At 66.8% G+C, this 21,532-nt stretch carries 19 protein-coding genes; 11 read left to right on the forward strand and 8 right to left on the reverse strand.

Features of this window, described 5'->3' with window-relative positions; translation table 11 throughout:
• Positions 1–66 precede the first annotated feature (66 nt).
• From EWH21_RS04180 to EWH21_RS04195, 4 genes are all read left to right on the forward strand, one after another.
• Positions 67–399, forward strand: coding sequence for a multidrug efflux SMR transporter (locus EWH21_RS04180; protein ID WP_037054862.1), 333 nt, complete (start codon positions 67–69; stop codon positions 397–399).
• Positions 400–463: 64 nt separating this feature from the next.
• Positions 464–1,639 carry an FAD-dependent oxidoreductase gene (locus tag EWH21_RS04185; RefSeq protein WP_277699880.1) on the forward strand — a complete coding sequence of 392 codons (1,176 nt, stop codon included), beginning with the start codon at positions 464–466 and terminating at the stop codon, positions 1,637–1,639.
• Positions 1,636–2,448, forward strand: a complete 813-nt coding sequence (locus EWH21_RS04190; RefSeq protein WP_037054858.1) for an aldo/keto reductase — start codon at positions 1,636–1,638, stop codon at positions 2,446–2,448. Before EWH21_RS04185 ends, EWH21_RS04190 begins: the two co-directional genes overlap by 4 nt.
• A gap of 146 nt (positions 2,449–2,594) precedes the next feature.
• Positions 2,595–3,503, forward strand: coding sequence for a hypothetical protein (locus EWH21_RS04195; RefSeq protein ID WP_047590193.1), 909 nt, complete (start codon positions 2,595–2,597; stop codon positions 3,501–3,503).
• Positions 3,504–3,517: 14 nt separating this feature from the next.
• On the opposite strand, the gene EWH21_RS04200 is transcribed toward EWH21_RS04195, so the two are convergent.
• A complete protein-coding gene (locus EWH21_RS04200; protein WP_277699881.1) occupies positions 3,518–5,056 on the reverse strand; it encodes an AhpA/YtjB family protein in 1,539 nt (512 codons plus the stop codon).
• A 174-nt stretch (positions 5,057–5,230) separates the two neighbouring features.
• On the opposite strand from EWH21_RS04200, the gene serB reads away from it, so the two are divergent.
• Complete coding sequence (gene serB, locus EWH21_RS04205) at positions 5,231–6,445, forward strand: phosphoserine phosphatase SerB (RefSeq protein WP_277699882.1); 1,215 nt, start codon at positions 5,231–5,233, stop codon at positions 6,443–6,445.
• A gap of 60 nt (positions 6,446–6,505) precedes the next feature.
• On the opposite strand, the gene EWH21_RS04210 is transcribed toward serB, so the two are convergent.
• From EWH21_RS04210 to EWH21_RS04230, 5 genes are all read right to left on the reverse strand, one after another.
• Positions 6,506–8,575: an EAL domain-containing protein gene (locus tag EWH21_RS04210; RefSeq protein WP_037054852.1), complete on the reverse strand. Its 2,070-nt coding sequence runs from the start codon at positions 8,573–8,575 to the stop codon at positions 6,506–6,508.
• A 62-nt stretch (positions 8,576–8,637) separates the two neighbouring features.
• Positions 8,638–10,440, reverse strand: a complete 1,803-nt coding sequence (locus EWH21_RS04215; RefSeq protein ID WP_152487764.1) for a molecular chaperone — start codon at positions 10,438–10,440, stop codon at positions 8,638–8,640.
• Between the two features lie 166 nt (positions 10,441–10,606).
• Entirely contained in the window at positions 10,607–11,467 is an 861-nt protein-coding gene (gene asd, locus EWH21_RS04220) for an archaetidylserine decarboxylase (RefSeq protein ID WP_047590180.1), read from the reverse strand.
• 69 nt (positions 11,468–11,536) lie between these two features.
• Positions 11,537–12,352 (reverse strand): rhodanese-like domain-containing protein, encoded by an 816-nt coding sequence (locus EWH21_RS04225; protein ID WP_277699883.1) that lies wholly within the window; start codon positions 12,350–12,352, stop codon positions 11,537–11,539.
• 51 nt (positions 12,353–12,403) lie between these two features.
• A complete protein-coding gene (locus EWH21_RS04230; RefSeq protein WP_277699884.1) occupies positions 12,404–13,933 on the reverse strand; it encodes an HDOD domain-containing protein in 1,530 nt (509 codons plus the stop codon).
• 117 nt (positions 13,934–14,050) lie between these two features.
• Between EWH21_RS04230 and motA the strand changes: the two genes are divergently transcribed.
• A complete protein-coding gene (motA, locus tag EWH21_RS04235) occupies positions 14,051–14,902 on the forward strand; it encodes a flagellar motor stator protein MotA (RefSeq protein ID WP_037054844.1) in 852 nt (283 codons plus the stop codon).
• Positions 14,903–14,905: 3 nt separating this feature from the next.
• Positions 14,906–15,910: a flagellar motor protein MotB gene (gene motB, locus EWH21_RS04240; RefSeq protein WP_277699885.1), complete on the forward strand. Its 1,005-nt coding sequence runs from the start codon at positions 14,906–14,908 to the stop codon at positions 15,908–15,910.
• Here motB and rsgA read toward each other — a convergent pair.
• Positions 15,904–16,935, reverse strand: coding sequence for a small ribosomal subunit biogenesis GTPase RsgA (gene rsgA, locus EWH21_RS04245; protein ID WP_047590171.1), 1,032 nt, complete (start codon positions 16,933–16,935; stop codon positions 15,904–15,906). The genes motB and rsgA overlap by 7 nt on opposite strands.
• Before the next feature lie 87 nt (positions 16,936–17,022).
• Between rsgA and EWH21_RS04250 the strand changes: the two genes are divergently transcribed.
• Positions 17,023–17,811: a class I SAM-dependent methyltransferase gene (locus EWH21_RS04250; protein WP_277699886.1), complete on the forward strand. Its 789-nt coding sequence runs from the start codon at positions 17,023–17,025 to the stop codon at positions 17,809–17,811.
• Positions 17,812–17,842: 31 nt separating this feature from the next.
• On the forward strand, positions 17,843–18,385 hold the full coding sequence (gene orn, locus EWH21_RS04255; RefSeq protein WP_037054835.1) for an oligoribonuclease: 543 nt from the start codon (positions 17,843–17,845) through the stop codon (positions 18,383–18,385).
• A gap of 68 nt (positions 18,386–18,453) precedes the next feature.
• Here the strand turns inward: orn and queG are convergent, their stop codons facing one another.
• Positions 18,454–19,515: a tRNA epoxyqueuosine(34) reductase QueG gene (queG, locus tag EWH21_RS04260; protein WP_152487770.1), complete on the reverse strand. Its 1,062-nt coding sequence runs from the start codon at positions 19,513–19,515 to the stop codon at positions 18,454–18,456.
• Positions 19,516–19,576: 61 nt separating this feature from the next.
• On the opposite strand from queG, the gene EWH21_RS04265 reads away from it, so the two are divergent.
• Entirely contained in the window at positions 19,577–21,076 is a 1,500-nt protein-coding gene (locus tag EWH21_RS04265; protein WP_277699887.1) for an NAD(P)H-hydrate dehydratase, read from the forward strand.
• Complete coding sequence (gene tsaE, locus EWH21_RS04270; protein WP_037054830.1) at positions 21,064–21,531, forward strand: tRNA (adenosine(37)-N6)-threonylcarbamoyltransferase complex ATPase subunit type 1 TsaE; 468 nt, start codon at positions 21,064–21,066, stop codon at positions 21,529–21,531. Before EWH21_RS04265 ends, tsaE begins: the two co-directional genes overlap by 13 nt.
• Position 21,532 lies beyond the last annotated feature (1 nt).

Genomic DNA, 21,532 nt, shown 5'->3' on the forward strand with positions numbered 1-21,532 from the left:
AGGTAATGACTTTATCCCATCGTCGAAGTCCTTAGAATCCCGGGCATTCTTTCAGGAGTCGCCATCATGCCCGGATACTTCTACCTGGCCATCGCCATTGCCGCCGAAGTGCTCGCCACCACCTCGATGAAGGCCATCGAAGGCTTCAACAAGCCGCTGCCGCTGTTGCTGGTGGTGGGCGGCTATGGCATCGCGTTCTGGATGCTGACGCTGGTGGTGCGCACCATCCCGGTGGGCATTGCCTATGCCATCTGGGCCGGCCTGGGCATCGTGCTGGTGAGCATCGCCGCCGCCTTCATCTACCAGCAGAAACCCGATCTGCCGGCCATGCTGGGCATGGGCCTGATCGTCAGCGGCGTGGTGGTGATCCAGCTGTTCTCCCAGTCGACCGGGCACTGATCGGCCGACGGGCGCGAGGGCAGGCGGGTTATACTGCGCGCCTGTTTTTCGCCGAGGCCCGTTCATGTCCCAGTCTCTCAGCACCGATGTCCTGATCGTCGGCGGTGGTATCGCCGGCCTCTGGCTCAATGCACGCCTGCGTCGCCAGGGCTTCGCCACCGTCCTGGTGGAGTGCGGCAGCCTGGGCGGCGGGCAGAGCCTGAAGTCGCAGGGCATCATCCATGGTGGCGCCAAGTACGCCCTGCACGGCGCGCTGACCGGTGCTTCCGAAGCCATCGCCGACATGCCGCGACGCTGGCGCGAGGCGCTGGCCGGCGCTGGCGAGCTGGACCTGTCCGGCGTGCGTATCCTTTCCGACGCGCATTACCTGTGGTCGCCGGGCACCCTGGCCGGCAACCTCACCAGCTTCTTCGCCAGCAAGGCGGTGCGCGGGCGCGTCGACCAGGTCAAGGGCGAGCAGTTGCCGCCGGCGCTGCAGCACCCGAAGTTCAAGGGCAAGGTCTATCGGCTCGCCGAGCTGGTGCTCGATGTACCCAGCCTGATCGCCCGCCTGGCCGAGCTGGCCGGCGATGGACTGCTGGCTGCCCGGCAGGTCGAGCCGCTGCGTGAAGGCGGTGAACTGTGCGGGCTGATCGTCGATGGCCGCGAGATTCGCGCCCAGCGCGTGGTGCTCAGTGCCGGGGCTGGCAATGCCGAATTGCTCGCGGCCCTGGGCATCGAGCAGCCGGCTCAGCAGCTGCGGCCGCTGCACATGGTGCTGGCCAAGGGGCCGGCGCTGAAGCCGCTGTATGCCCATTGTCTCGGCGGCGGACCGAAACCGCGCGTCACCGTCACCACCCACCCGGCGGCCGATGGCCAATGGGTCTGGTACCTCGGTGGCGATCTGGCCGAGGCCGACGGCGTGGCGCGTGACGAAGGCGCGCAGGTCACGGCGGCGCAGAAGGAGATGGCGGCGCTGCTGCCCTGGGTGGACCAGAGCCAGACGCGTTGGGCGACCTTGCGCGTGGACCGCGCCGAGCCCGCGCAATCGGGTCTGGTGCGCCCGGACAATGCCTTTCTCGCCGAACAGCAGAACCTGCTGGTGGGCTGGCCGACCAAGCTGGCGCTGGCGCCGGACTTCGCCGACCGGGTGCTGGCGACGCTGCAGCGCGACGGGGTGACGCCGGCGCATCATGCGTCGTTGCCCGAGCTGCCGCGCCCGGCACTGGGGCAGCCGGTATGGGAGACGCTGCTGCCATGAGCGCCACCCTGCACGATCTGCATCGCCCGCTGGGCTCTACCGGCCTGCGCGTATCGCCGCTGGGACTGGGCACGGTCAAGCTCGGGCGCGACCAGGGGGTGAAGTACCCCAACGGCTTCACCATTCCCGATGACGCGCAGGCGAGTGCCTTGCTGCGCCAGGCGCGTGAACTGGGCATCAACCTGATCGATACCGCGCCGGCCTATGGCGTCAGCGAGCAGCGTCTCGGCCCGCTGCTGCGTGGCCAGCGCGACGAGTGGGTGATCGTCAGCAAGACCGGCGAAGAGTTCGAGCAGGGGCAGTCGCGCTTCGACTTCTCCGCCGCGCATACCCGCCTCTCGGTGGAGCGCAGCCTCAAGCGCCTGGAGACCGATCGTATCGACCTGCTGCTGGTGCATTCCGACGGTAACGACCTGGCGGTGCTGCGTGACACCGGGGTGTACGACACGCTGGCGGCGCTCAAGCGCGAGGGCAAGATCCTCGGCTACGGGATTTCCGGCAAGACCGTCGAGGGGGGGCTGCTGGCGCTGGAAGAGGGTGACTGCGCCATGGTCACCTACAACCTGAGCGAGCAGGGCGAAAAGCCGGTGCTGGACTACGCTGCCACTCACGCCAAGGGCATTCTGATCAAGAAGGCGCTGGCCAGCGGCCATGCCTGCCTGGCAGAGGGGGTCGATCCGGTGCGCGCCAGTTTCGAGCTGATCTTCGCGCACCCGGGCGTCGGCAGCGCCATCGTCGGCACCATCACGCCGGCGCACCTGGCCGCCAACGTGGCCACCGTCGCCGCCGTGTTGCAGGGCCTGCGCTGAGCGGCTGCGGTCACGTCCTCTTACAGGCCGGGCTTGTGTTCGGCGCCGGCCTTGGGGCAGCCTTGAGCGGTTTCGTTTCACCCTGATCCTCGTGTGGAGGTCGGCTGCCCGGCCGCATCCGCGCCAAGCCGGAACAAGGAGTCGAGATGTCGCGTACGCTGATCCGCAAGGACCCGAGTAACTTCAAGACGCTGCCATTGTTCGTCGAGGCCACGGCCGATGGCCTGCGTTATCAGAGCCTGGGCGTGCCCCTGAACTTCCAGCAGATGCTGGAACGCCGCCGTCCGGTCGAGGTGGCCGACAGCTCGCGCTTCGCCGTGGAGCTGGCCAATCTCGGTGTGTCGGTGCGCCTGACCCTGCGCCTGCATGGGCGCGACTACTGGCTGCTGGTGCGCCAGCGTCGCCCGGATCGTGGCGACACTGTGCTCAAGCTGATCTCCGGTTACGTTCCCGCGCACGAACTGAACCTGCCGCTGCTCACCGCCATCCAGGAAGTCGCCGAGGAGTGCCTGCTGGAAAGTGCCGAGGGCTGGCTGGCCGGGCGCTTTGCCGATACCTGGCTGCCGACGCCTTACCAGGGCGCCCTGCGCTACCGCGAGGCCAGCCACTTTCGCCTCAGCCCGCTGTCAGGGGCGGCGCGGCCGGTGCAGTGCGGCAACCTGACCTTGCTGGAGCGCCCGCGTGCCTATGTGCATCTGCCCACAGCGTCCCTGCAACTGGTCTATGACATGAGTCTGGAGCTGCCGCGCGACGCCCGGCAGCTGAGCCTGTTCCATGTCGATGAGTGCCTGGAGGATGGGCGCCTGGTCGCTCGCCTGGAGCGTCGGCGCCCGGATATCTACTTGCTGGCACTGCATCAGGGGGCGCCCAGCGGCGGCCTGTTCACCCTGCGCAAGGGCGAGCTGCAGGCGGTCAGCACGCGGGGGCTGTGGCTGTCGGAAAGCTTCGCCGAGCAGGATGGCTGGCTGGTGCGTGACGAGCGCGTGCGCTGGAAGGACTGGCTGCAGCGCTACGGGGTGCCGACGCCGCAGCGGCGAGCCCAGGCCAGCGCCTAGGCCGATACCGGGCGTCAGTGCGCCCGGCTTTCGTGCATGCGCGTCAGCTGTCTTTCCAGCAGGGCCGGATAGGGGTCGAGCAGGCGTTCGACGCAGCTCGCACCCTCGGGGCTGGCGATCGGACGAATGCGTGCACGCTGGCGGGCCAGGCTGTCCTGTGCGACCCGTTGCTCGACCAGCAGCAGGTTGCGGCTGTGTTGCGATAGGGCGAGGGCGTCCAGGGCGCTGTCGCTGAGCAGCAGTTCGGCCTGGCCGAGTGCTTCCAGGTCGCTGCCGAGGGTCAGGCCCAGCTGCAGTTGCAGGGTGATGCCGCTGTCGGCCACCTCGATCTGCAGAGCGTGGCCGAGGGCGCGCATCAGCTCGCCGCAGCAGATGGCGTGGGTCAGGTAGTCCTCGCCGCACTCGCGCTCGTGGAACAGCATCAGGCTGCTGCCGTCCTTGAGGGTGTGCAGTTGCCCCTGATACAGCGCGGAGGCCTGTTCCAGACAGGCCCGGTAGCGCTCCAGCAGGTCCAGCAGGCGTGTGCGCGGCAGGCGTCGCAGCTGTTCCTGGGCGCCAAGCTGGATGGCCAGCACGGCGCTGGCCTGTGCCTGGCGCGGTGGCTGGAGCGGGGCACTGGGCGCACTGTCGTCCGCTTCGTCACGCAGGTCGGCGAAAGGGTCCTCCGGTTCGATCGAATCGGGCCAGGGCTTGAGGGCCTCGTCGTCGTCATCGGCTGCGTCTGCGTCGATGCCGTGCTCCGCCAGCGGCTGTGCTTCCTGCTCGACGTCGACGTCGTCGCTTTCCTGCGGGTAGTCGTCGGTGTCGAGCAGGGCGTCGTCTTCCAGCTCTTCCAGCTCTTCCGGCTCGGGTTCGGGCTTTTCCGGTACCAGGCGCGTCTGCAGCTGGCGCGCCAGGTCACCGATCTCGTCATTGCGCCCCGCGCCTGGTGCCGGATCGTCCGGGTCGCGCAGCCAGAGCCGCAGCTGCAGCAGCGGCGTGGAGATATGCCGACCGAGGCGCATGCTCAGCGACAGGGTCAGGGCCAGCAGGATCAGGCTGAGAATGCCCATGCTCTGCAGGCTGATGGTCATCGGTTGCTGGAACTGGCGCATGTCCAGGCTGATGCGCAACTGCCCGGCGATCACTTCCTGGAACGTGATCTGCGTGGAGTACAGGCCGTCGCTTTCGCCCAGCATGCTGCGGGTCGGGCGGGTGCCGGACTCGGCGAGGATGCGGTTGTCCACGCTGTAGATGGCCGCATGGGCCACCAGCGGGTTCTTCGCCAGGTTGTTGAGCAGCACATTGAGGCTGAGGATGTCGTTGGACACCAGCAGCTCGGTGGCGGAGGCGGCGGTCTGGGTGATCAGGCTCTGGCCCAGGGCGTCGGCCTGCTGCTGCATGGCCTGCTTGAACTGCATGCCCATGACCCAGGCATAGATGAGCATCGCCAGCGCCACCAGCAGCAGGCTGTGGCTGGCGATGCGCAGCACCAGAGGCACCCGCCGCTGGCGCAGCGCGTGGAAGATCATGATGAAGAAATTGTCGGGCTTGACGGGCGCGGGCCGGTTCACAGAGCTCGGCTCTTGTCGACTGAAGATGCCGCGCAGTATAGCGAGCGGCCTGGGGCGGGCAAAGCGCGCGGCTGCCCGGATCGGCAGGAAACTGGGTAGAATGTGCGCCTTTTCGTCGGTCGGTGGCTCATTCGCCACTGGCCCGCCTCAATCGTCTGCCTTGGAGGGTGCGTCTTGCGCGAGATCGTCCTGATCAACATCACCGGCGAGGATCGCCCCGGACTCACCGCCGCCATCACCGGCGTACTGGCCCAGGGCGGGGTGAATATCCTCGATATCGGCCAGGCGGTGATCCATGACACCCTGTCGTTCGGCATCCTCATCGAGATTCCGGACAACGGCCGTTCCCAGGCCGTGCTCAAGGACCTGCTGTTCACCGCCTACGAACTCGAGCAGCAGGTGCGTTTCACCCCGGTTTCCGAAGAGGACTATCGGCAGTGGGTCGGTGGCCAGGGCAAGGCCCGCCATATCGTCACCCTGCTGACGCGCAAGGTCAGCGCCGAGCAGTTGCAGCGGGTCAGTGCGATCACCGCCAAGTACGGGCTGAACATCGACCATATCGATCGCCTGTCCGGACGCATGCCGCTGGACATGCCCGCCGAGCAGGGCAAGGGCTGCATCGAATTCTCCGTGCGTGGCGAGCCGGCCGACCCCGTCGCGCTGCGCGCCGAGTTCCTCAGCGTGGCTCAGGCACTCAACGTCGACATCGCCTTCCAGCGCGACTCGGTGTTCCGCCGTAACCGTCGCCTGGCGGTGTTCGACATGGACTCGACGCTGATCGAGGCCGAGGTCATCGACGAACTGGCCAAGGCGGCCGGGGTCGGTGAGCAGGTCGCCGAGATCACCGAGCGGGCGATGCGCGGCGAGCTGGATTTCCGTGCCAGCTTCAAGGAGCGCCTGAGCCTGCTGCAGGGCCTGTCCGAGGATGTGCTGGAAGAGATCGGCGCCTCGCTGCGCCTGACCGAAGGTGCCGAAGTGCTGTTCGCCGAGCTCAAGCGCCTGGGCTACAAGACGGCGATTCTCTCCGGTGGTTTCACCTACTTCGCCCACCAGCTGCAAGCCAAGCTCGGCATCGACTACGTGTTCGCCAACGAACTGCAGATCGAGAACGGCAAGGTGACCGGTGTGGCCGTCGAGCCCATCGTCGATGCCCAGCGCAAGGCGGACCTGCTGCGTGAGCTGGCGCAGAAGGAAGGTCTGCAGCTGGAGCAGACCATCGCCGTCGGCGATGGCGCCAACGACCTGCCGATGCTCGGCCTGGCCGGGCTCGGCGTGGCCTTCCGGGCCAAGCCGCTGGTCAAGCAGTCGGCCAAGCAGGCGATCTCCACGCTCGGTCTGGACGGCATTCTCTACCTGCTGGGCTTCCGTGACCGCGAGGGGCAGGACTGAGCGGCTTTCCGGGCCCAACGAAAAAGCCGCCCATGAGGCGGCTTTTTCGTGTCTGCGGCGTTATTCGTCGCCGGCCGAGAAGTCGTAGTCCATCGACTGGCTCGGGCCCTGCAAGTAGTAACCCTGGATGAAGTTGACCCCGGCCTGCCACAAGGTGGCCAGCACGCTGGCGCTCTCGACGAAGGGCACGATGGTCAACTTGGCCTGGGCGTGCAGGCTGCTGAGCAGGGTCTTGAGGGCTTCCTGGTTGTCGGCGTTGTTCAGGTCCTGGGAGAAGGAACCGTCGACTTTGACGAAGTCCACCTGCAGGTGCTTGAGCGTGTTGAACGGGTTCAGCGCACAACCGAACTGGCTCAGGGCGACCTTGCAGTGCAGCTCCGCGAGCCCGTGGGTCAGTGCCTTGGCCTGCTTAAGGTAGGCGATGGCATCAGGCTCGCTGAACTGGAACACCAGCGAGTCGGACGGCAGGCGAGCGGCCTTGAGCGCCACGCTGAGCCAGGGCAGCAGGGTCTGATCCTGCAGGCTGGAGCTGGACAGGTGCACGAACAGGCGGGTGTTGTGGCCTTTCGAGCGGTGATCGGCAAGCAGCTTGATCGAGTTGAGGATCACCCAGCGGTCGATCTTCTCACCCAGCCCGGCATCCCTGGCAGCGGTCAGGAACTGCGTCGGCGGGACCTCCTCGCCTTGCGGGTTGAGCAGGCGCAGCAGGACTTCGTAGTGCTCGTGGGCGTCGCCGCGCAGGCTGATGATCGGCTGGAACAGCAGGCGGAAGCTGTTGTTCTCCAGCGCCTGCTGCACCATCGCCAGCAGGTTGCCACGATTGGCCGCGGCGGCCAGCTCGGCAGCCGGGTTGAACAGCTTGATGGCGTTGCCATCGGCCAGCTCGTCCGCGCAGCGGTGGGCACGATCGATGACTACCTGGGCCTTGGCGGTCTTCTCGCTGAGGCCGGCGACGCCGATCGACAGGGTGGTCTGGGCGGTGCGCCCGCTGACATCGAACAGGTGCCCCTCGATCTTCTTCAGCAGGGCGCTGAGGCTGGCCTCGCATTGCTCGGGGGACTGGCCCGGCAGCAGCGCCGTGAACACGTCGTCGCCAAAGCGAGCCAGCTGGGTGTCCGCCGGGAAGTACGCGCGCAGCAGGCCGGCCAGGTCGGTCAGCAGCAGGTCGATGCCGGCCAGGCCGATCTCGCCCTGCATGCCGGCATAGCGGTCGACGCGGATGTAGGCGAGGGTCGACGGCTGGCCGGTGCTGACGGCACGCTCGGCGGCGCCATCCATCAGCTCGAGGAAGTGGTTGCGGTTGAACAGGCCGGTCACCAGATCCTGGCTGCTGATTTCGCGCAGCTTTTCTTCCAGTTCGGCATTCGAGGTTTCCGCGCGGATGACCACCTGGATGCAAGGCTCGCCGTCGTAGGTGGCCGGCGAGAAGCTCATCTGGGCGGCGAAGCCGCTGCCGTCCGCACGCATGCCCTGGCAGCTCAGCTCGGCGTCGCCCTCGGCGCTCTGGTAGTTCTTCAGGAAGTCCTTGAAGGCACTCTGATCGGCACTGGCGATCAGGTCGATCATCGGCATGCCTTCGAGCTCGTCGCCATCTTCGTAGCGGAACAGCTCCAGGTAGGCGCGGTTGGCATAGATGTGCATGCCGTCGTGCACGTAGGTGATGGCGTCTACCGAGCTCTCCAGCAGCAGCTGGCAGCGTTTTTCCGCCTCACGCAGGGCCACTTCGGCGGCGCGACGGGCGCGGCGTTCCTCGAGGTTGGCCAGCTCGCGCTTGGCCACCAGGACCAGGCGTTCATCCTCGCCTTGCGGCAGCGCATCCTGAGCGCCGAACAGCAGGGCCTCGGTGATGGTCTCGGAGTCGTTGCCGTCGACCAGTTGCACCACGGGGATGTCCTTGGCCTGGCGGCGGATGGCGCCAATCGCCTCGCTCGGGTCGAGGCGTTCGCTGCTCGGTGCGCAGATGAGCAGGTCCCAGGTGTGCTGCAGGGCTTCAGCGAGGTCTTCGCTGGAGGTCAGGCGATGGACACGCGTCGCGTGTCCGGCATTGCGGAACAGACTGACCAGGCGCTCGGCTTCGTTCTGCGAATCCTCGAGAATCAGCAGGCGGATGGTTTTTTTTTCGATGGCCATAGAAGGGTCAATACCGCGCCGAACGGGCGCGAAAAGGCGACAAATGGTGAGTGGGTCGGAGCCTACAGCGACTTCCAGAGCGAGTCAAAATCTTCCTCCCCAGCAGGCTTCTGGCTTTGCGAGGCTGTGACCGGCGTCCCGGCCGCGCCCTCTTCCTCACCGACACGGCGATATTCGAACTGGCTGAAACTGCCGGTGCTGACCTGTTTGCGCGTCAGCACCGCACGATGCTCCTCGCCATGGTCGTTGATCAGCACCTTGCTGCCTTCCTGGAAGGGCAGGCGTGGCGTGATCAGGCTGGCCGGGCGCGAGATGGCGCTGATTTCCGGCAGCAGCAGTGCACGCAGGTACTGGCTGTTCTGCTCGGCCTTGCGCAGCAGTTGCAGGCCACAAGGGCGGGCATGCGGGGCGATCAGCTCGATGCCCATCTGCGTGCCACCGCCCCGGACCTGGCGAATCCAGCGCACGATCGCCACGCTCCAGCCCTGGCTCGGGCTGTCCTGCACGCCCAGCAGCTCGCCGGCCTGCAACTGGCTGGGCACGTCCTTGGGCCAGGACAGGCAATAGCCGCCCGGGCTGTGGTTGACGATGGCCAGCGGGTAGGTCGGGTAGGTCTCGCCGCTGTTCTCTGGCTGTGCCTGCTCGCCGGGCGTGACCTTGGTGTACTGGATTTCCTCGAAGTGGATGTCGTCCACCGCGTTGCGCTGCGCGTCGAATGCGTTGGACCAGACGTCCGGTTCGCCGGTGGTCGGCTTGAACACTGCGGCGCCGAGTTCGACCGGGCGCTTGAGCACGTCGGCGAAGGAGCGGCGGCCAGCGAGGAAGAAGTGCAGCGCCGTCATGCCGATGCACAGGGTCAGATTGCCCTGGCCCGGTGTGCGCTGGAAGGTGCGTTCGGCGATGTCTCCCCAGGCGGCCGCGACATGCTGCAGCAGGTCCAGGCTGATGCCGTCGGGAATCGCCAGACGCGACTGGCCGCGCTCCTCTTCCGGCAGTTCCAGATGATCCTTGATCGCATCGACCAGCGGCTGCGTGTCGATGCCCAGCAGGTTGTGCAGTTCACCGCTCTGGTACAGGGATTTGTAACGCGGCGGCCCGTCGACCTGTGGGGCGAGGACGAACAGGCTGTCAGGGTGATCACCCGCCTGCAGCTTGACCAGGGCGCTCCAGGGTTCCAGCGCTTCGGCCAGGCGGGCAATGCCGTTCTGGCGCATCTGGTTGGTGCGTGCGCAGCCGAGCAGCAGCGCGGTCACGTAGGTCTGCTCGGTGCTCAGGCCCTGGGTATGACGGGCCAGCGGATCGCGGATGACCTGGCGCTGCAGGCGCTGTTCGACGGCGATCTGATAGAGCTGGTGCAACTCCAGCCAGAGTCCTTCCGGTACCGGGCAGTACAGCTGGCTGGCGCGAATCAGCGGGCTGCACAGGCTGTGGCTGGCACGCTGCAGGGCGACCGCGAGCAGCTGGTCGCGGTCCTTGCCGGTGCGCTCGATGACGCGGGAAATGATCAGCTTGTAGCCGACGGCGAGGTGGTTCTGCAGGGCCTGGCAGAGGTTGGCGACCTTGCGCGGGCGTTCGTCGAGGACGATGGCCTGGTTGAGGAAGTGGCGCTCCAGGTGCTGGCACACGAAGCTCACTTCCGGGCGCAGCATTTCCAGCAGTTGCAGACGGTTGTCCGATGGCGTGACCAGTTGATTGAGTTCCACCAGGCTCTGATACAGCTGGCGCGCGGTCTCACCGATGTTCGCCTTGGGCAGTGCGGCAATCCAGCGCTTGAGGTCGCGAGGAGTGCCGTCGCAGAAGCTGAGGCTTTGCTTGCTCGGTGTGGGGACGCGCAACAACTGAAGGTGGGGACTCTGTCTATCCATCGAACTCGGATACTCCGGCCACACGATGACAAGCGGCTCTAGTAATAGTCTTTCGAACTCTAGCAGCATCTGGCTGCGCTGGCAGCCGTCCTCAAGGACGGTCTGCCTCGGCAGCCTACGGATTTATGACCAAAGGGTCGACATGCGGGTTCAGTTCGTGCGGATTTCAGTCCAGGGCATGGCCCAGCGCCTGCCCCATGCGCACTGCGCTGCCGGCGCTCAGCTCTTCGGCCCACTTCATCTGCTCCGGGCCGAACAGCACGATGGCGGTGGAGCCCAGCTTGAAACGGCCCATTTCCGCGCCCTTGGCCAGTTCGATCGGGCCGCGGGATTCGGCATCGTAGCGGGTGCTCTTCAGCTCGCGCTTGGGCGGGGTGACCAGGCCGGCCCAGACGGTCTCGACGCTGGCGACGATCATCGCGCCGACCAGCACCACGGCCATCGGGCCGCGCTCGGTGTCGAACAGGCAGACCACGCGTTCGTTGCGGGCAAACAGTTCCGGCACGTTCTCGGCCGTGGTCTGGTTCACCGAGAACAGGCGACCCGGTACGTAGACCATTTCCTTCAGCGTGCCGCCCAGCGGCATATGGACGCGGTGGTAGTCCTTCGGCGAGAGGTAGACGGTCGCGAACTGACCGCCCATGAAGGGCGCGGCACGCTCGGTGTCGCCGCCGAGCAGTTCCACCGCACTGAAACTGTGGCCCTTGGCCTGGAAGATGCGGCCATGCTCGATGGCACCCAGCTGGCTGATCGCGCCATCGGCCGGGCAGAGGATCGCACCCGCCGTCTCATCCAGTGGACGGGCGCCTTCTTTCAGCGCACGGGTGAAGAAGGCGTTGAAGTGTTCGAAGGCACGCAGGTCTTCCACCTGCGCTTCGCTCATGTCGACCTGGTACTGCTTGGCGAACCACGAGATCAGCGGGTTCTTCAGCCAGCCGATACGGCATTCGGCAACGTAGCCGATCAGGCGCGACAGCAGGTGATGAGGCAGCAGGTACTGACTGAGAATGAAGAGACGTTGTTTCATCGTGTTTCCTTGAGGGTTCTGAGTCGGCGCAGGCATCCCCGTGCCGGGTGCAACTGATGGTCGACGGCGTCAGCGTTCGACAGGTGTATCGGGCAGGTTGCCCCATTCGGACCAGGAACCAGCGTAGGCCTTCACGCGCGGATAACCCAGCGCCTTGGCCACCACGTAGCTGAAACCCGAGCGGCGATGGGTCTGGCAGTGAGTGATCACTTCCTTGTCCGGGGTGATGCCGAGATCGTGCAGGACGTCGCCGATATCCGTGCGGATGCGCATGCCGCGCTGCGGGTCCATTGCGGCGGTCCATTCGAAGTGCGTGGCGCCGGGGATGTGCCCGCCGCGTGCGGAGCTGAGTTTCTCGCCACGGTATTCGTCCTCGCCGCGTACATCCCAGATGGCCAGGTCGGCGGCGTTCAGGCGCTGCTGGATGTATTCGCGGCTGGCCGTGGGTTCGTCGCTCAGCGTCAGCGACACCTGGGTACGCGAGACCACGGGGGTTGTCTGGCTCAGGGGCCGGCCGTCGCTGATCCAGGCCTGCAGGCCGCCGTTGAGGAAGTGGTGGCGGGCATGGCCGATCACGTCGAGCAGCCAGATGAAGCGCCCGGCCCAGGGGCCGCCTTCGTCGTCGTAGACCACGTAGGTGGCATCCGGGCGATGGCCGATATCGGCGAACAACGCTTCGAGTTGCGCCCGTTCGGGCAGCAGGCCGGGTGCCGGCGGCTGGCCCAGCTGCGTGCGCTTGGCGTCGGCCCAGCGCGCGCCGGGTATGTGGCCACTGGCGTAGCGTGCTGCGCTGCTGAGGTCGAGCAGGATCAGCTCGGGCGCGTCCAGGCGCGCTTCCAGTTCAGCGGGCTCGATCACCAGAGGCAGGTTGTCGAAGGCGGACATGGCAGCGTCCCTAAATGAAAAGAGGTCGATTGTAGCGGAAACCGAGGGGCGTCAGCGTCCACGGCGGGCGAAGCTGCCCAGGGCGCGCTCGATGCACTGCACGGTCTTGCCGAACGCCTGCAGGCAGACCTCGTTGAGCGGCTGGCCGCCCTGGTCGGCCACCAGCAGCATGACCACCCGGCCGTTGCTGGCCAGGGAGCGCAGCAGCAGATGCTCGCTGGGGAACAGGGCCTTGAGGTTGCCCGGCAGCAGCGCGGAGAACTTGGCGACGTTGGCGGGCGTGAGACGCAGCTGGCCCGGCTCGCTGAGCAGGCGCCTGAGGACCTGGCTCTGTGCGGGATCCAGGCTGAGCGTTGCCGCGCTGGCGTCCAGCCCGGCCTGTTGCTGGGTTTGCAGGCGGCTGTGCTGGCGATCGGCGAGCAGCACGAGAACCCGTTTCAGGCCACAGGCCTGCAGGGCGTCGCGGGCGCAGGCGGTCAGTTGCGGCACATTGGCGAAGGCACTGGGTTCGGCGAGCAGGCGTGCACACTGCTGGCGCCAGGCGGCGAGGTCGTCGCGCTGGGGGGGGGCGGCACTGCTGTTACTGCGGGCCGTTTTCAGGCGGTGCGCGTCCCAGGGCCAGAGCAGCGCCTGCGCCGGGTGCCACAATGCACTGTCATGCAGCAGGCGGGCACTGCTCACGGCATGCTGATGCACTTCCTGCTGCAGCTCGTTCAGCGGCAGTTGCAGGTACAGCCCGGTGAGCCGCTGCCAGCGCAGGGTGTGGGGCGTGTCCCAGGCATGGTGGGCGGAGACGGCCAGGCCGTTGGCCAGCAGCACGCAGTTGCTGGGCTGGGTCAGCCAGTGGCGCAGCGGCGTGTCCGCGTCGAGCATCTGCTGCTGGTGCAGGGGGTGTTCATAGTCGCGTGCGATGTGCAGCGCCTTGATCAACTGGCGGCGATCGCGTTCCAGCAGGCGGTAGCCGCGCACGATCCATTCCGGCAGGCGCCAGCGCTCGGCCAGACGCACGCAGAGCTGTATCAGCGGCACGCCGAGCAGTTCCTTCTCCACCACTCCGGGGCGTTCGCCTTTCAGCAGCACGCGCTGTTCCCAGGCTTCGAACAGCTGCGGGTGGGCGCACAGCAACGGCCACAGGGGGGCGAGGAACAGCAGGCTGCAGCCGTGCAGCTCGTTCCACAGGCGTGCCAGGCGGGCGCCGAACAGGCCGCGAGCCTGCTGGCTGGCGTGCTGGCTGATCATCAGGATCTGGCGAAACGCCAGGGGGATCTCGTCTTCCGGCAGCGCTGGCGCCTGGCTCAGCAAGGCTTCGCAACGACTCAGGCCGAGACGCGAGAGCGCGGTTTCGACGCTTTCGGCCGGCTCGCTCAGGCTGTTGTTCGACTGGTTGGCCTCGCGCAGGACCTGCAGGGCGAACGACGGACTGGACTCGATGGCTTCGGCAATTTCGCGCCAGGTACGACGGCTGTCGCCCAGGATGCGACGCAAGCGCACATGCTGCTGCTGTTCGATCGGCAACGGCAGCTTGGCCAGTTGTTGCAACCAGGCGTCCAGGGTGCGCGGCAGGGGCTTTGGCGTCGACATGTGGGTTGAGCCGAACTGGCTTTTGACCTTAACTGGCTATAGTCTGGCGCATAAGCTCCGATAATTAGAAGGGTTGTTTTTAATAACCCATCCTCTTGGCTCTGCAAGCGTTCCTTTATGGCAAAAATCATAGGCATCATCGTCGTCTTCGGCTGCGTGTTCGGTGGGTTCATCCTCTCGGGCGGGCAACTGATGGCACTGGTCCATCCGTTCGAGGTGCTCATCATCGGTGGTGCGGCCCTGGGGGCGTTCCTGCAGGCCAACCCCGGCAGCATGTTCATGACGGTGTTCAAGAAGTCGCTGAGCATGTTCGGCTCGCGCTTCACCCACACCTACTACCTGGAAGTGCTCAAGCTGCTCTATGAGATCCTCAACAAGAGCCGGCGCGAGGGGATGATGGCCATCGAGGCGGATGTCGAAGACCCGAATGCCAGCCCGATCTTCAGCAAGTATCCCGCGGTGCTCAAGGATGCCCGCATGACCGCGTTCATCTGCGACTACCTGCGCATCATGTCGTCCGGCAACATGGCTCCGCACGAGCTCGAGGGCCTGTTCGACATGGAGCTGGCCAGCCTCAAGGAAGAGGTCGAGCACCCGGCCCATGCGGTCGCCAAGGTCGCCGACGGCATGCCGGCCATGGGTATCGTCGCGGCGGTACTGGGTATCGTGATCACCATGTCGATTCTCGCCGAGGCGGATAACGCGCAGATCGGCGAGAAGGTGGGGACGGCGCTGGTCGGTACCTTCCTCGGCATTCTGGCTTCCTACGGCTTCTTCGGCCCGCTGTCCGGCGCGCTGGAGCACGACGCCAAGGAAGAGCTGAACCTCTACGAGGCGATCAAGGCGACCCTGGTGGCGTCGGCTTCGGGCATGCCGCCGACCCTGGCGGTAGAGTTCGGGCGCAAGGTGCTGTTCCCGGCCCATCGCCCGAGCTTCAGCGAGCTCGAGCAGGCCATGCGCGGCAACTAAGCCATGGAAAACAACCAACCCATCATCGTCAAGCGCGTCAAGAAAAGCGCTGGCGGCCATCATGGCGGTGCCTGGAAGATCGCCTTCGCCGACTTCGCCACGGCGATGATGGCGTTCTTCCTGGTGATGTGGCTGATGTCCTCGGCCACGCCCGAACAGAAGCGCGCGATTTCCGGTTACTTCCAGGACCCCATCGGCTTCACCGAGAGCGCCAGCCCCTACGCGATCGACCTCGGCGGTACGCCGACGCCGGCGCCCGAGCGAACGCTCAACCCGGACATTTCCGAAACGCCGGAGAGCCAGCCGGACGAAACCGGTGTCAGCACCGATCAGATCGAGACCCTGGCCGACAAGATGGAGCAGGAGCGCCTGGAGCTGCTGCTGCAGGAACTGCAGAACAAGGTCGAGGAAAACCCCGAGCTGCAGCGCTTCAAGGACCAGATCCTGTTCGAGATCACCCAGGACGGCCTGCGCATCCAGATCATGGATGCCGCCAACCGGCCGATGTTCGCCCTCGGCAGTGCCGAGCTGCAGCCGTATTTCGAGGACATCCTGCTGGCCATGGCCGATACCATTCGCGCCGTGCCGAACAAGATCAGCGTCAGCGGCCACACCGATGCCAAGCCCTTCGTCGGGCGCGGTGATTTCGGCAACTGGGAGCTGTCTGCCAACCGTGCCAACGCCGCGCGCCGTACTCTGGTCGCCGGCGGCTACCCGGACGAGCAGGTGGCGCGGGTGGTCGGCTACGCCTCGTCGGCGCTGTTCGACCGCGAGGACCCGCTGAACCCGGTCAACCGGCGCATCGATATCGTCGTGCTGACCAAGCGTGCGCAGCGCAACATCGAAGGTGAGCAGGGCGCCGGGGGCGAACCGGCGGCACCGGATCAGCCGCCTGCCGAAGGGGCGCCTGGCAACACCGGCGAGGCGCTGCCGGCCGACCAGCTGCGTGAGCAGTTGAACATCTTCGACAGCAGCAACAGCCCGCTGGACCAGCTCAACCGTCAGTAGTCGTCTTCGGGCAGGCTGGCGAGGATGTGCCGGTAGCTGGCCATGCGCTGTGGCTGGATGCGGCCCTCATCCAGGGCCTGAAGCAGCGCGCAGCCGGGCTCGCGGTCGTGCTTGCAGTCGCGGAAGCGGCAGCGGCCGAGCAGGTCGTGGAACTCGATGAAGCCCGCCTCCACGTCATCCCGGCTGACATGGCCGAGGCCGAACTCGCGGATGCCGGGCGAGTCGATCAGCTGGCCGCCACCGGGGAAGTGGAACAGCCGCGCCGTGGTGGTGGTGTGGGTGCCCTTGCCGGTCAGCTCCGAGAGGGCGCCGACGCGGGTGTCGACCCCTGGCAGCAGGCCGTTGACCAGCGATGACTTGCCCACCCCGGACTGGCCGACGAAGACGCTGACGTGGCCGTCGAGGCGCTTTTTCAGCTGCTCCATGCCATCGCCCTGGTGCGCCGACACCTCGAGCAGCGGGTACTCCAGCTGGCGGTAGACCTTGAGCAGTGCCTCCAGCGCGACCTGGTTCTGCTCGTCGATCAGGTCCGCCTTGTTCAGCAGCAGCAGCGGGCGTATCCCGGCATGCTCCGCCGCCACCAGGTAGCGGTCGATCAGGTTGGCGTGCGGCTCGGGCATGGGCGCGAAGACGATGACGATCTGGTCGACGTTGGCCGCCACCGGCTTGAGCTGGCCGCGCATGTCGGGGCGGCACAGCTCGCTGTCGCGTGGCAGTTGCGCGACGATGACACCGTCGCCCTGGTTGCCGGGGCGCCACACCACCCGATCACCGGTGACCAGGGCGGGCAGGTTGGCTCGCAGGTGGCAGCGAAAGATCTGGCCGGCCAGTTCATCCTGCAGGCCCTCGACTTCCACCTGAACGCCGAAATGGGCAATCACCAGGCCCGTCTGCTCGGGGCCGAGGTCACCACCTTCCAGGGCTTCGACGGCGCGTGACTCGCGCTTGGCCGCACGGGCGGCGCGCTCGCCCTGAATCTTTTCGATACGCCAGCTCTGGCGGCGGTTGAGTTGGCGTTTGGCCATTGGCTTTCCGGGTGGTGGAGACTAGATCGCGGCGAGTTTAGCATGAGCGCCTGGTGGCGCTGCGGCGCCAGATGGGGGAGGGCGGTGATGGGCGATGAGAGAATGCTGGCGCGTGTGCCACTGATGCAGGCCCTGCTGGCGCAGGGCCTGGCGCTGGCGCTGGTGGTCGTGCTGGTGTACCTGCTGGCGTTGCTGTCCTGGCGTCTTCCGCTGCTGGCGGTGGCCTTGCTGCAAGGCATGCTGGCGGCGCTGATCGGCTGGCGGCTTGGTCTGTCGCGCTGGTGGTGGTGGATCAACCTGGCGTTCCTGCCGGCGCTGTTGCTGGCGCAGCGTGCCGAGTTGCCTGCCTGGCTGTTCCTGCTGGGGTTCGTGGTGCTGCTGCTGGTCAACTGGAACAGCCTGCGCGAGCGCGTGCCGCTGTACCTGAGCGGGCGCAGGGCGCAGCAGCAACTGCAGCGCTGCCTGAGCGAGCGCGAGCCGCCGTTGCGCTTCATCGACCTGGGCTGCGGCACGGCGGGTACGTTGCTGCAGCTGGCGCGACACTGCCCGCGCGGGCAGTTCGTCGGCGTGGAAACGGCGCCGCTGCTCTTCGTCTTCGCCTGGCTGCGCTGCCTGCTGCAGGAGAACTGCAGCATCCGTTACCAGAGCCTCTGGCGGGTCGATCTGGCCGACTTCGATATCGCCTACTGTTTCCTGTCGCCCGTTCCGATGCCGCGTCTGTGGCGCAAGGCGGCAGGTGAGATGCGCCCTGGCAGCTGGCTGATCAGCAACACCTTCGAGATTCCGGGCGTGCCGGCCGACCGCACGCTCGCGGTCGACGAGGGGCGGCAGACGTCCTTGTATCTGTGGCAGATGAAGGCTGTGGATATCCGCTAGACTTGCCGGCTGAGCCTAGGAGCCCCTTACCATGCAAAACCCCAACAATCTGATCTGGATCGACCTGGAAATGACCGGCCTGGAGCCGGAGCGCGATGTGATCATCGAAATGGCCACCATCGTCACCGACAGCGAGCTCAATGTGCTGGCCGAAGGCCCGGTGATCGCCATTCACCAGAGCGACGAGACGCTGGCCGGCATGGACGAGTGGAATACCCGTACCCATGGCGAGAGCGGCCTGACCCAGCGCGTGCGCGAAAGTCGCATCGATGCGGCCACCGCCGAGGCGCAGACCATCGCCTTTCTCGAACAGTGGGTGCCGAAGGGCAAGTCGCCGATCTGCGGCAACAGCATCGGTCAGGACCGGCGCTTCCTCTACAAGTACATGCCGGCCCTGGAAGCCTACTTCCACTACCGCTACCTGGATGTGTCGACGCTGAAGATCCTGGCCGGCATGTGGGCGCCGGAGGTCAAGGACAGCTTCCAGAAAAGCGCCACGCATCAGGCGCTGGACGACATTCGCGAATCCGTCGCCGAGCTGCGCCACTACCGCGAGCATTTCCTCAAGGTCTGAAGGCCGCAGCAGGCCCGGAGTGGAGCGGATGGCTGCGCTGCTTTTGCCTGCCGCCTGAAGCCTGTCACCTATCGTTCATGCTGCTGCAGCGCCCACTCCACATGCTCGCGCACCAGCTCCGAGGGGTGGTCGCGGCGGGCATTCAGCGCCTCCAGCACCGGGATGGTCGAGGGGGCATTGCCCAGGCCGACCGCCAGGTTGCGCAGCCAGCGCTCGTAGCCGGCGCGGCGCAGGGGCGAGCCCTCGGTGCGGGCGAGAAACTCCGGCTCCGTCCACAGGAACAGTTCAGCCAGGGCGCTGTTGTCGAGGCCATGGCGTGGCTGGAAGTCGCCCTGCTCGGTGGGGCGGGCGAAGCGGTTCCAGGGGCAGACGATCTGGCAGTCGTCGCAACCGAACACCCGGTTGCCGATCGGTGCGCGCAGCTCGACGGGGATCGAGCCCTTGAGCTCGATGGTCAGGTAGGAGATGCAGCGCCGCGCGTCGAGCTGGTAGGGCCCGGCGAAGGCGGCCGTGGGGCAGATGTCCATGCACGCGCTGCAGCGCCCGCAATGCTCGCTCGCATGGGGCGCATCCACCGGCAGGGGCAGGTCGACGAACAGTTCGCCGAGAAAGAAGTAGCTGCCCGCCTTGCGGTTGAGCACCAGGGTGTTCTTGCCGATCCAGCCCAGGCCGGCCTTCTCGGCGATGGCCTTCTCCAGCACCGGGGCGCTGTCGACGAAGGCGCGATAGCCGAACGTCCCGATCTGCTGCTGGATGCGCTCGGCCAGCTGTTGCAGGCGCTTGCGGATCAGCTTGTGGTAGTCGCGACCGAGTGCGTAGCGCGATACATAGGCCTGCTCGGGTTCCTTCAGGCGCTGGGCCATCTGGGTGTCGCCAGGCAGGTAGTCCATGCGCAGCGACACCACGCGCAGCGTGCCGGGCACCAGTTCGGCCGGGCGTGAGCGCTTGTCGCCATGCGCGGCCATGTAGTCCATCTCGCCCTGGTAGCCGGCGGCAAGCCAACGCTTGAGGTGGGCTTCATGCTCGCTCAGCTCGACATCGGCGATGCCTACCTGCTGGAACCCGAGCTCGCGTCCCCAGTCCTTGATGGACTGGGCCAGGGCATTGAGGTCGAGGCGATGGTCGGACATGAGGCGGGCGCAGAGGATTGAGGTGGGTATAATTCTGCCAGACATCCGTTCCGAGCGAGCCATGCATCTATCCTCCGCTTCCCTGCCTTCGACTCTGCACAGCGCGCAGCAGGTGCGCACGCTGGATGCACAACTGATCGCCGCCGGCACGCCGGGCTTCGAGTTGATGCAGCGCGCCGCCCATGCGGCCTGGCGTGCCCTACGCCGGCGCTGGCCCGAGGCCGGTGAGATAACGGTGTTGGCCGGGCGCGGCAACAATGCCGGTGACGGCTATCTGATCGCGGCGCTGGCGCAACGTGCCGGCTGGCGTGTCCGGGTGCTGGCGGTCGGCGATCCGGCAGCCCTGCAGGGCGACGCCGCGCAAGCCTGCGCCGAGGCCGGTGCGGCCGGTGTGGACATCCTGCCCTGGGGCGAGGGTCTGCCGCTGGCCGGTGTGCTGGTCGATGCGCTACTCGGTACCGGGCTGGCAGGCGCCGTGCGCGAGCCTTATGCGCAGGTGATTGGCGCGATCAATCAGGCCGGGCTGCCCGTGCTGGCGGTGGATATTCCTTCCGGCCTGCTGGCCGATACGGGGGCGTGCCTCGGCGTCGCGGTTCGCGCCGACCTGACCATGACCTTCATCGCACTCAAGCTGGGTTTGCTGACCGGGCAAGGGCCGGCGTTGTGCGGCGAGCTGCAGTTCGACGACCTGCAGGCCGATGCGCAGGTGCTGGCGCAGGCCCCCAGCGTGGCGCAGCGCCTGGATGAACGCTGCCTGCCGCGCCTGGCGCCGCGCTCGCCGGTGGCGCACAAGGGGCAGTTCGGTCATCTGCTGGTGGTTGGCGGCGATCTGGGCATGGGCGGTGCGGCGCTGCTCTGCGCCGACAGCGCGCTGCGCGCCGGTGCCGGGATGGTGACGCTGGCGACCCGCGCCGAGCATGTCGCCGCCGCCCTGGTGCGGCGGCCCGAGATCATGTGCGCGGCGGTGGCATCGGCCAATCAGCTGCTGGCACTGGCCGAGCGCGCCGATGTCTGTGTGCTGGGCCCGGGGCTGGGGCAGGGCGCCTGGTCGCGCAGCCTGCTGTCGAGTGTCGCGGGACTCGGCGCGCCGCAGGTCTGGGACGCCGATGCGCTGAACCTGCTGGCCGCGGGGCAGGTTCCCGCGCCCAGGCAGGGCGTGCTGACGCCGCATCCCGCAGAGGCGGCGCGGCTGCTGGGGCAGGACACCGCCAGCGTGCAGGCCGACCGCCCCGCTGCCGCCCGCTCGCTGGCGCAACGCTATGGCCTGGTCGTGGTGCTCAAGGGCGCTGGCAGCCTGATTGCGGCGCCCGATGGTCGCCTGGCCCTGTGTGATCGCGGACACCCGGCGATGGCCGGCGCCGGGCTGGGCGATGTGCTGGCCGGACTGATCGGCGCCCTGTTGGCGCAGGGCATGGCGGCATTCGACGCGACCTGCCTCGCGGTGTGGTTGCATGCGCGGGCCGGTGAGGTGCTGGCCCGGCAAGGGCGTGGTCTGGCTGCCGGCGATCTGCCGTGCGCCATTCGTCAGTTACTGGAGGAGTTGTGTCCTTGTCTGAAGTGAGACTCGAAGCTGCCGATGAAGCAGCGATGCTGGCCCTGGGTGCGCGTATCGCCGAGGTCAGCGGTGGCGCGGGAGTGATCTACCTGCACGGCGACCTGGGGGCGGGCAAGACCACCCTGTCACGCGGCATCCTGCGTGGCCTGGGGCATTGCGGGGCGGTGAAGAGCCCGACCTTCACCCTGGTCGAACCCTACGAGATCGGCGAGCTGCGGGCGTTCCATTTCGACCTGTATCGGCTGGTCGATCCCGAGGAGCTGGAGTTCCTCGGCATTCGCGATTATTTCGATGGCGCTGCCCTATGCCTGATCGAGTGGCCGCAGCGCGGCGCGGGTGTTTTGCCAAAGCCCGACATGGACATTACCATTACCCCCCAAGCGGGCGGCCGTTCGCTGTTGCTGCAGGGGCATGGGGCTCGAGGGGATGCCTGGTGCGAGGCCCTGAGCAGCAAACAATAAA

This window comes from Pseudomonas sp. REST10 (assembly GCF_029542605.1).
GTDB classification, from domain to species: domain Bacteria; phylum Pseudomonadota; class Gammaproteobacteria; order Pseudomonadales; family Pseudomonadaceae; genus Aquipseudomonas; species Aquipseudomonas khazarica.

Bases quoted from the DNA above. Each gene is read 5' to 3' on its own strand.
- asd (WP_047590180.1), bottom strand. From the start codon at position 11,467: ATGAAACAACGTCTCTTCATTCTCAGTCAGTACCTGCTGCCTCATCAC.
- orn (WP_037054835.1), top strand. From the start codon at position 17,843: ATGCAAAACCCCAACAATCTGATCTGGATCGACCTGGAAATGACCGGC.
- motA (WP_037054844.1), top strand. From the start codon at position 14,051: ATGGCAAAAATCATAGGCATCATCGTCGTCTTCGGCTGCGTGTTCGGT.
- EWH21_RS04180 (WP_037054862.1), top strand. From the start codon at position 67: ATGCCCGGATACTTCTACCTGGCCATCGCCATTGCCGCCGAAGTGCTC.
- EWH21_RS04210 (WP_037054852.1), bottom strand. From the start codon at position 8,575: ATGGCCATCGAAAAAAAAACCATCCGCCTGCTGATTCTCGAGGATTCG.
- EWH21_RS04265 (WP_277699887.1), top strand. From the start codon at position 19,577: ATGCATCTATCCTCCGCTTCCCTGCCTTCGACTCTGCACAGCGCGCAG.
- EWH21_RS04230 (WP_277699884.1), bottom strand. From the start codon at position 13,933: ATGTCGACGCCAAAGCCCCTGCCGCGCACCCTGGACGCCTGGTTGCAA.
- EWH21_RS04185 (WP_277699880.1), top strand. From the start codon at position 464: ATGTCCCAGTCTCTCAGCACCGATGTCCTGATCGTCGGCGGTGGTATC.
- EWH21_RS04190 (WP_037054858.1), top strand. From the start codon at position 1,636: ATGAGCGCCACCCTGCACGATCTGCATCGCCCGCTGGGCTCTACCGGC.
- EWH21_RS04250 (WP_277699886.1), top strand. From the start codon at position 17,023: ATGGGCGATGAGAGAATGCTGGCGCGTGTGCCACTGATGCAGGCCCTG.
- queG (WP_152487770.1), bottom strand. From the start codon at position 19,515: ATGTCCGACCATCGCCTCGACCTCAATGCCCTGGCCCAGTCCATCAAG.
- rsgA (WP_047590171.1), bottom strand. From the start codon at position 16,935: ATGGCCAAACGCCAACTCAACCGCCGCCAGAGCTGGCGTATCGAAAAG.
- EWH21_RS04225 (WP_277699883.1), bottom strand. From the start codon at position 12,352: ATGTCCGCCTTCGACAACCTGCCTCTGGTGATCGAGCCCGCTGAACTG.
- EWH21_RS04195 (WP_047590193.1), top strand. From the start codon at position 2,595: ATGTCGCGTACGCTGATCCGCAAGGACCCGAGTAACTTCAAGACGCTG.
- motB (WP_277699885.1), top strand. From the start codon at position 14,906: ATGGAAAACAACCAACCCATCATCGTCAAGCGCGTCAAGAAAAGCGCT.
- EWH21_RS04215 (WP_152487764.1), bottom strand. From the start codon at position 10,440: ATGGATAGACAGAGTCCCCACCTTCAGTTGTTGCGCGTCCCCACACCG.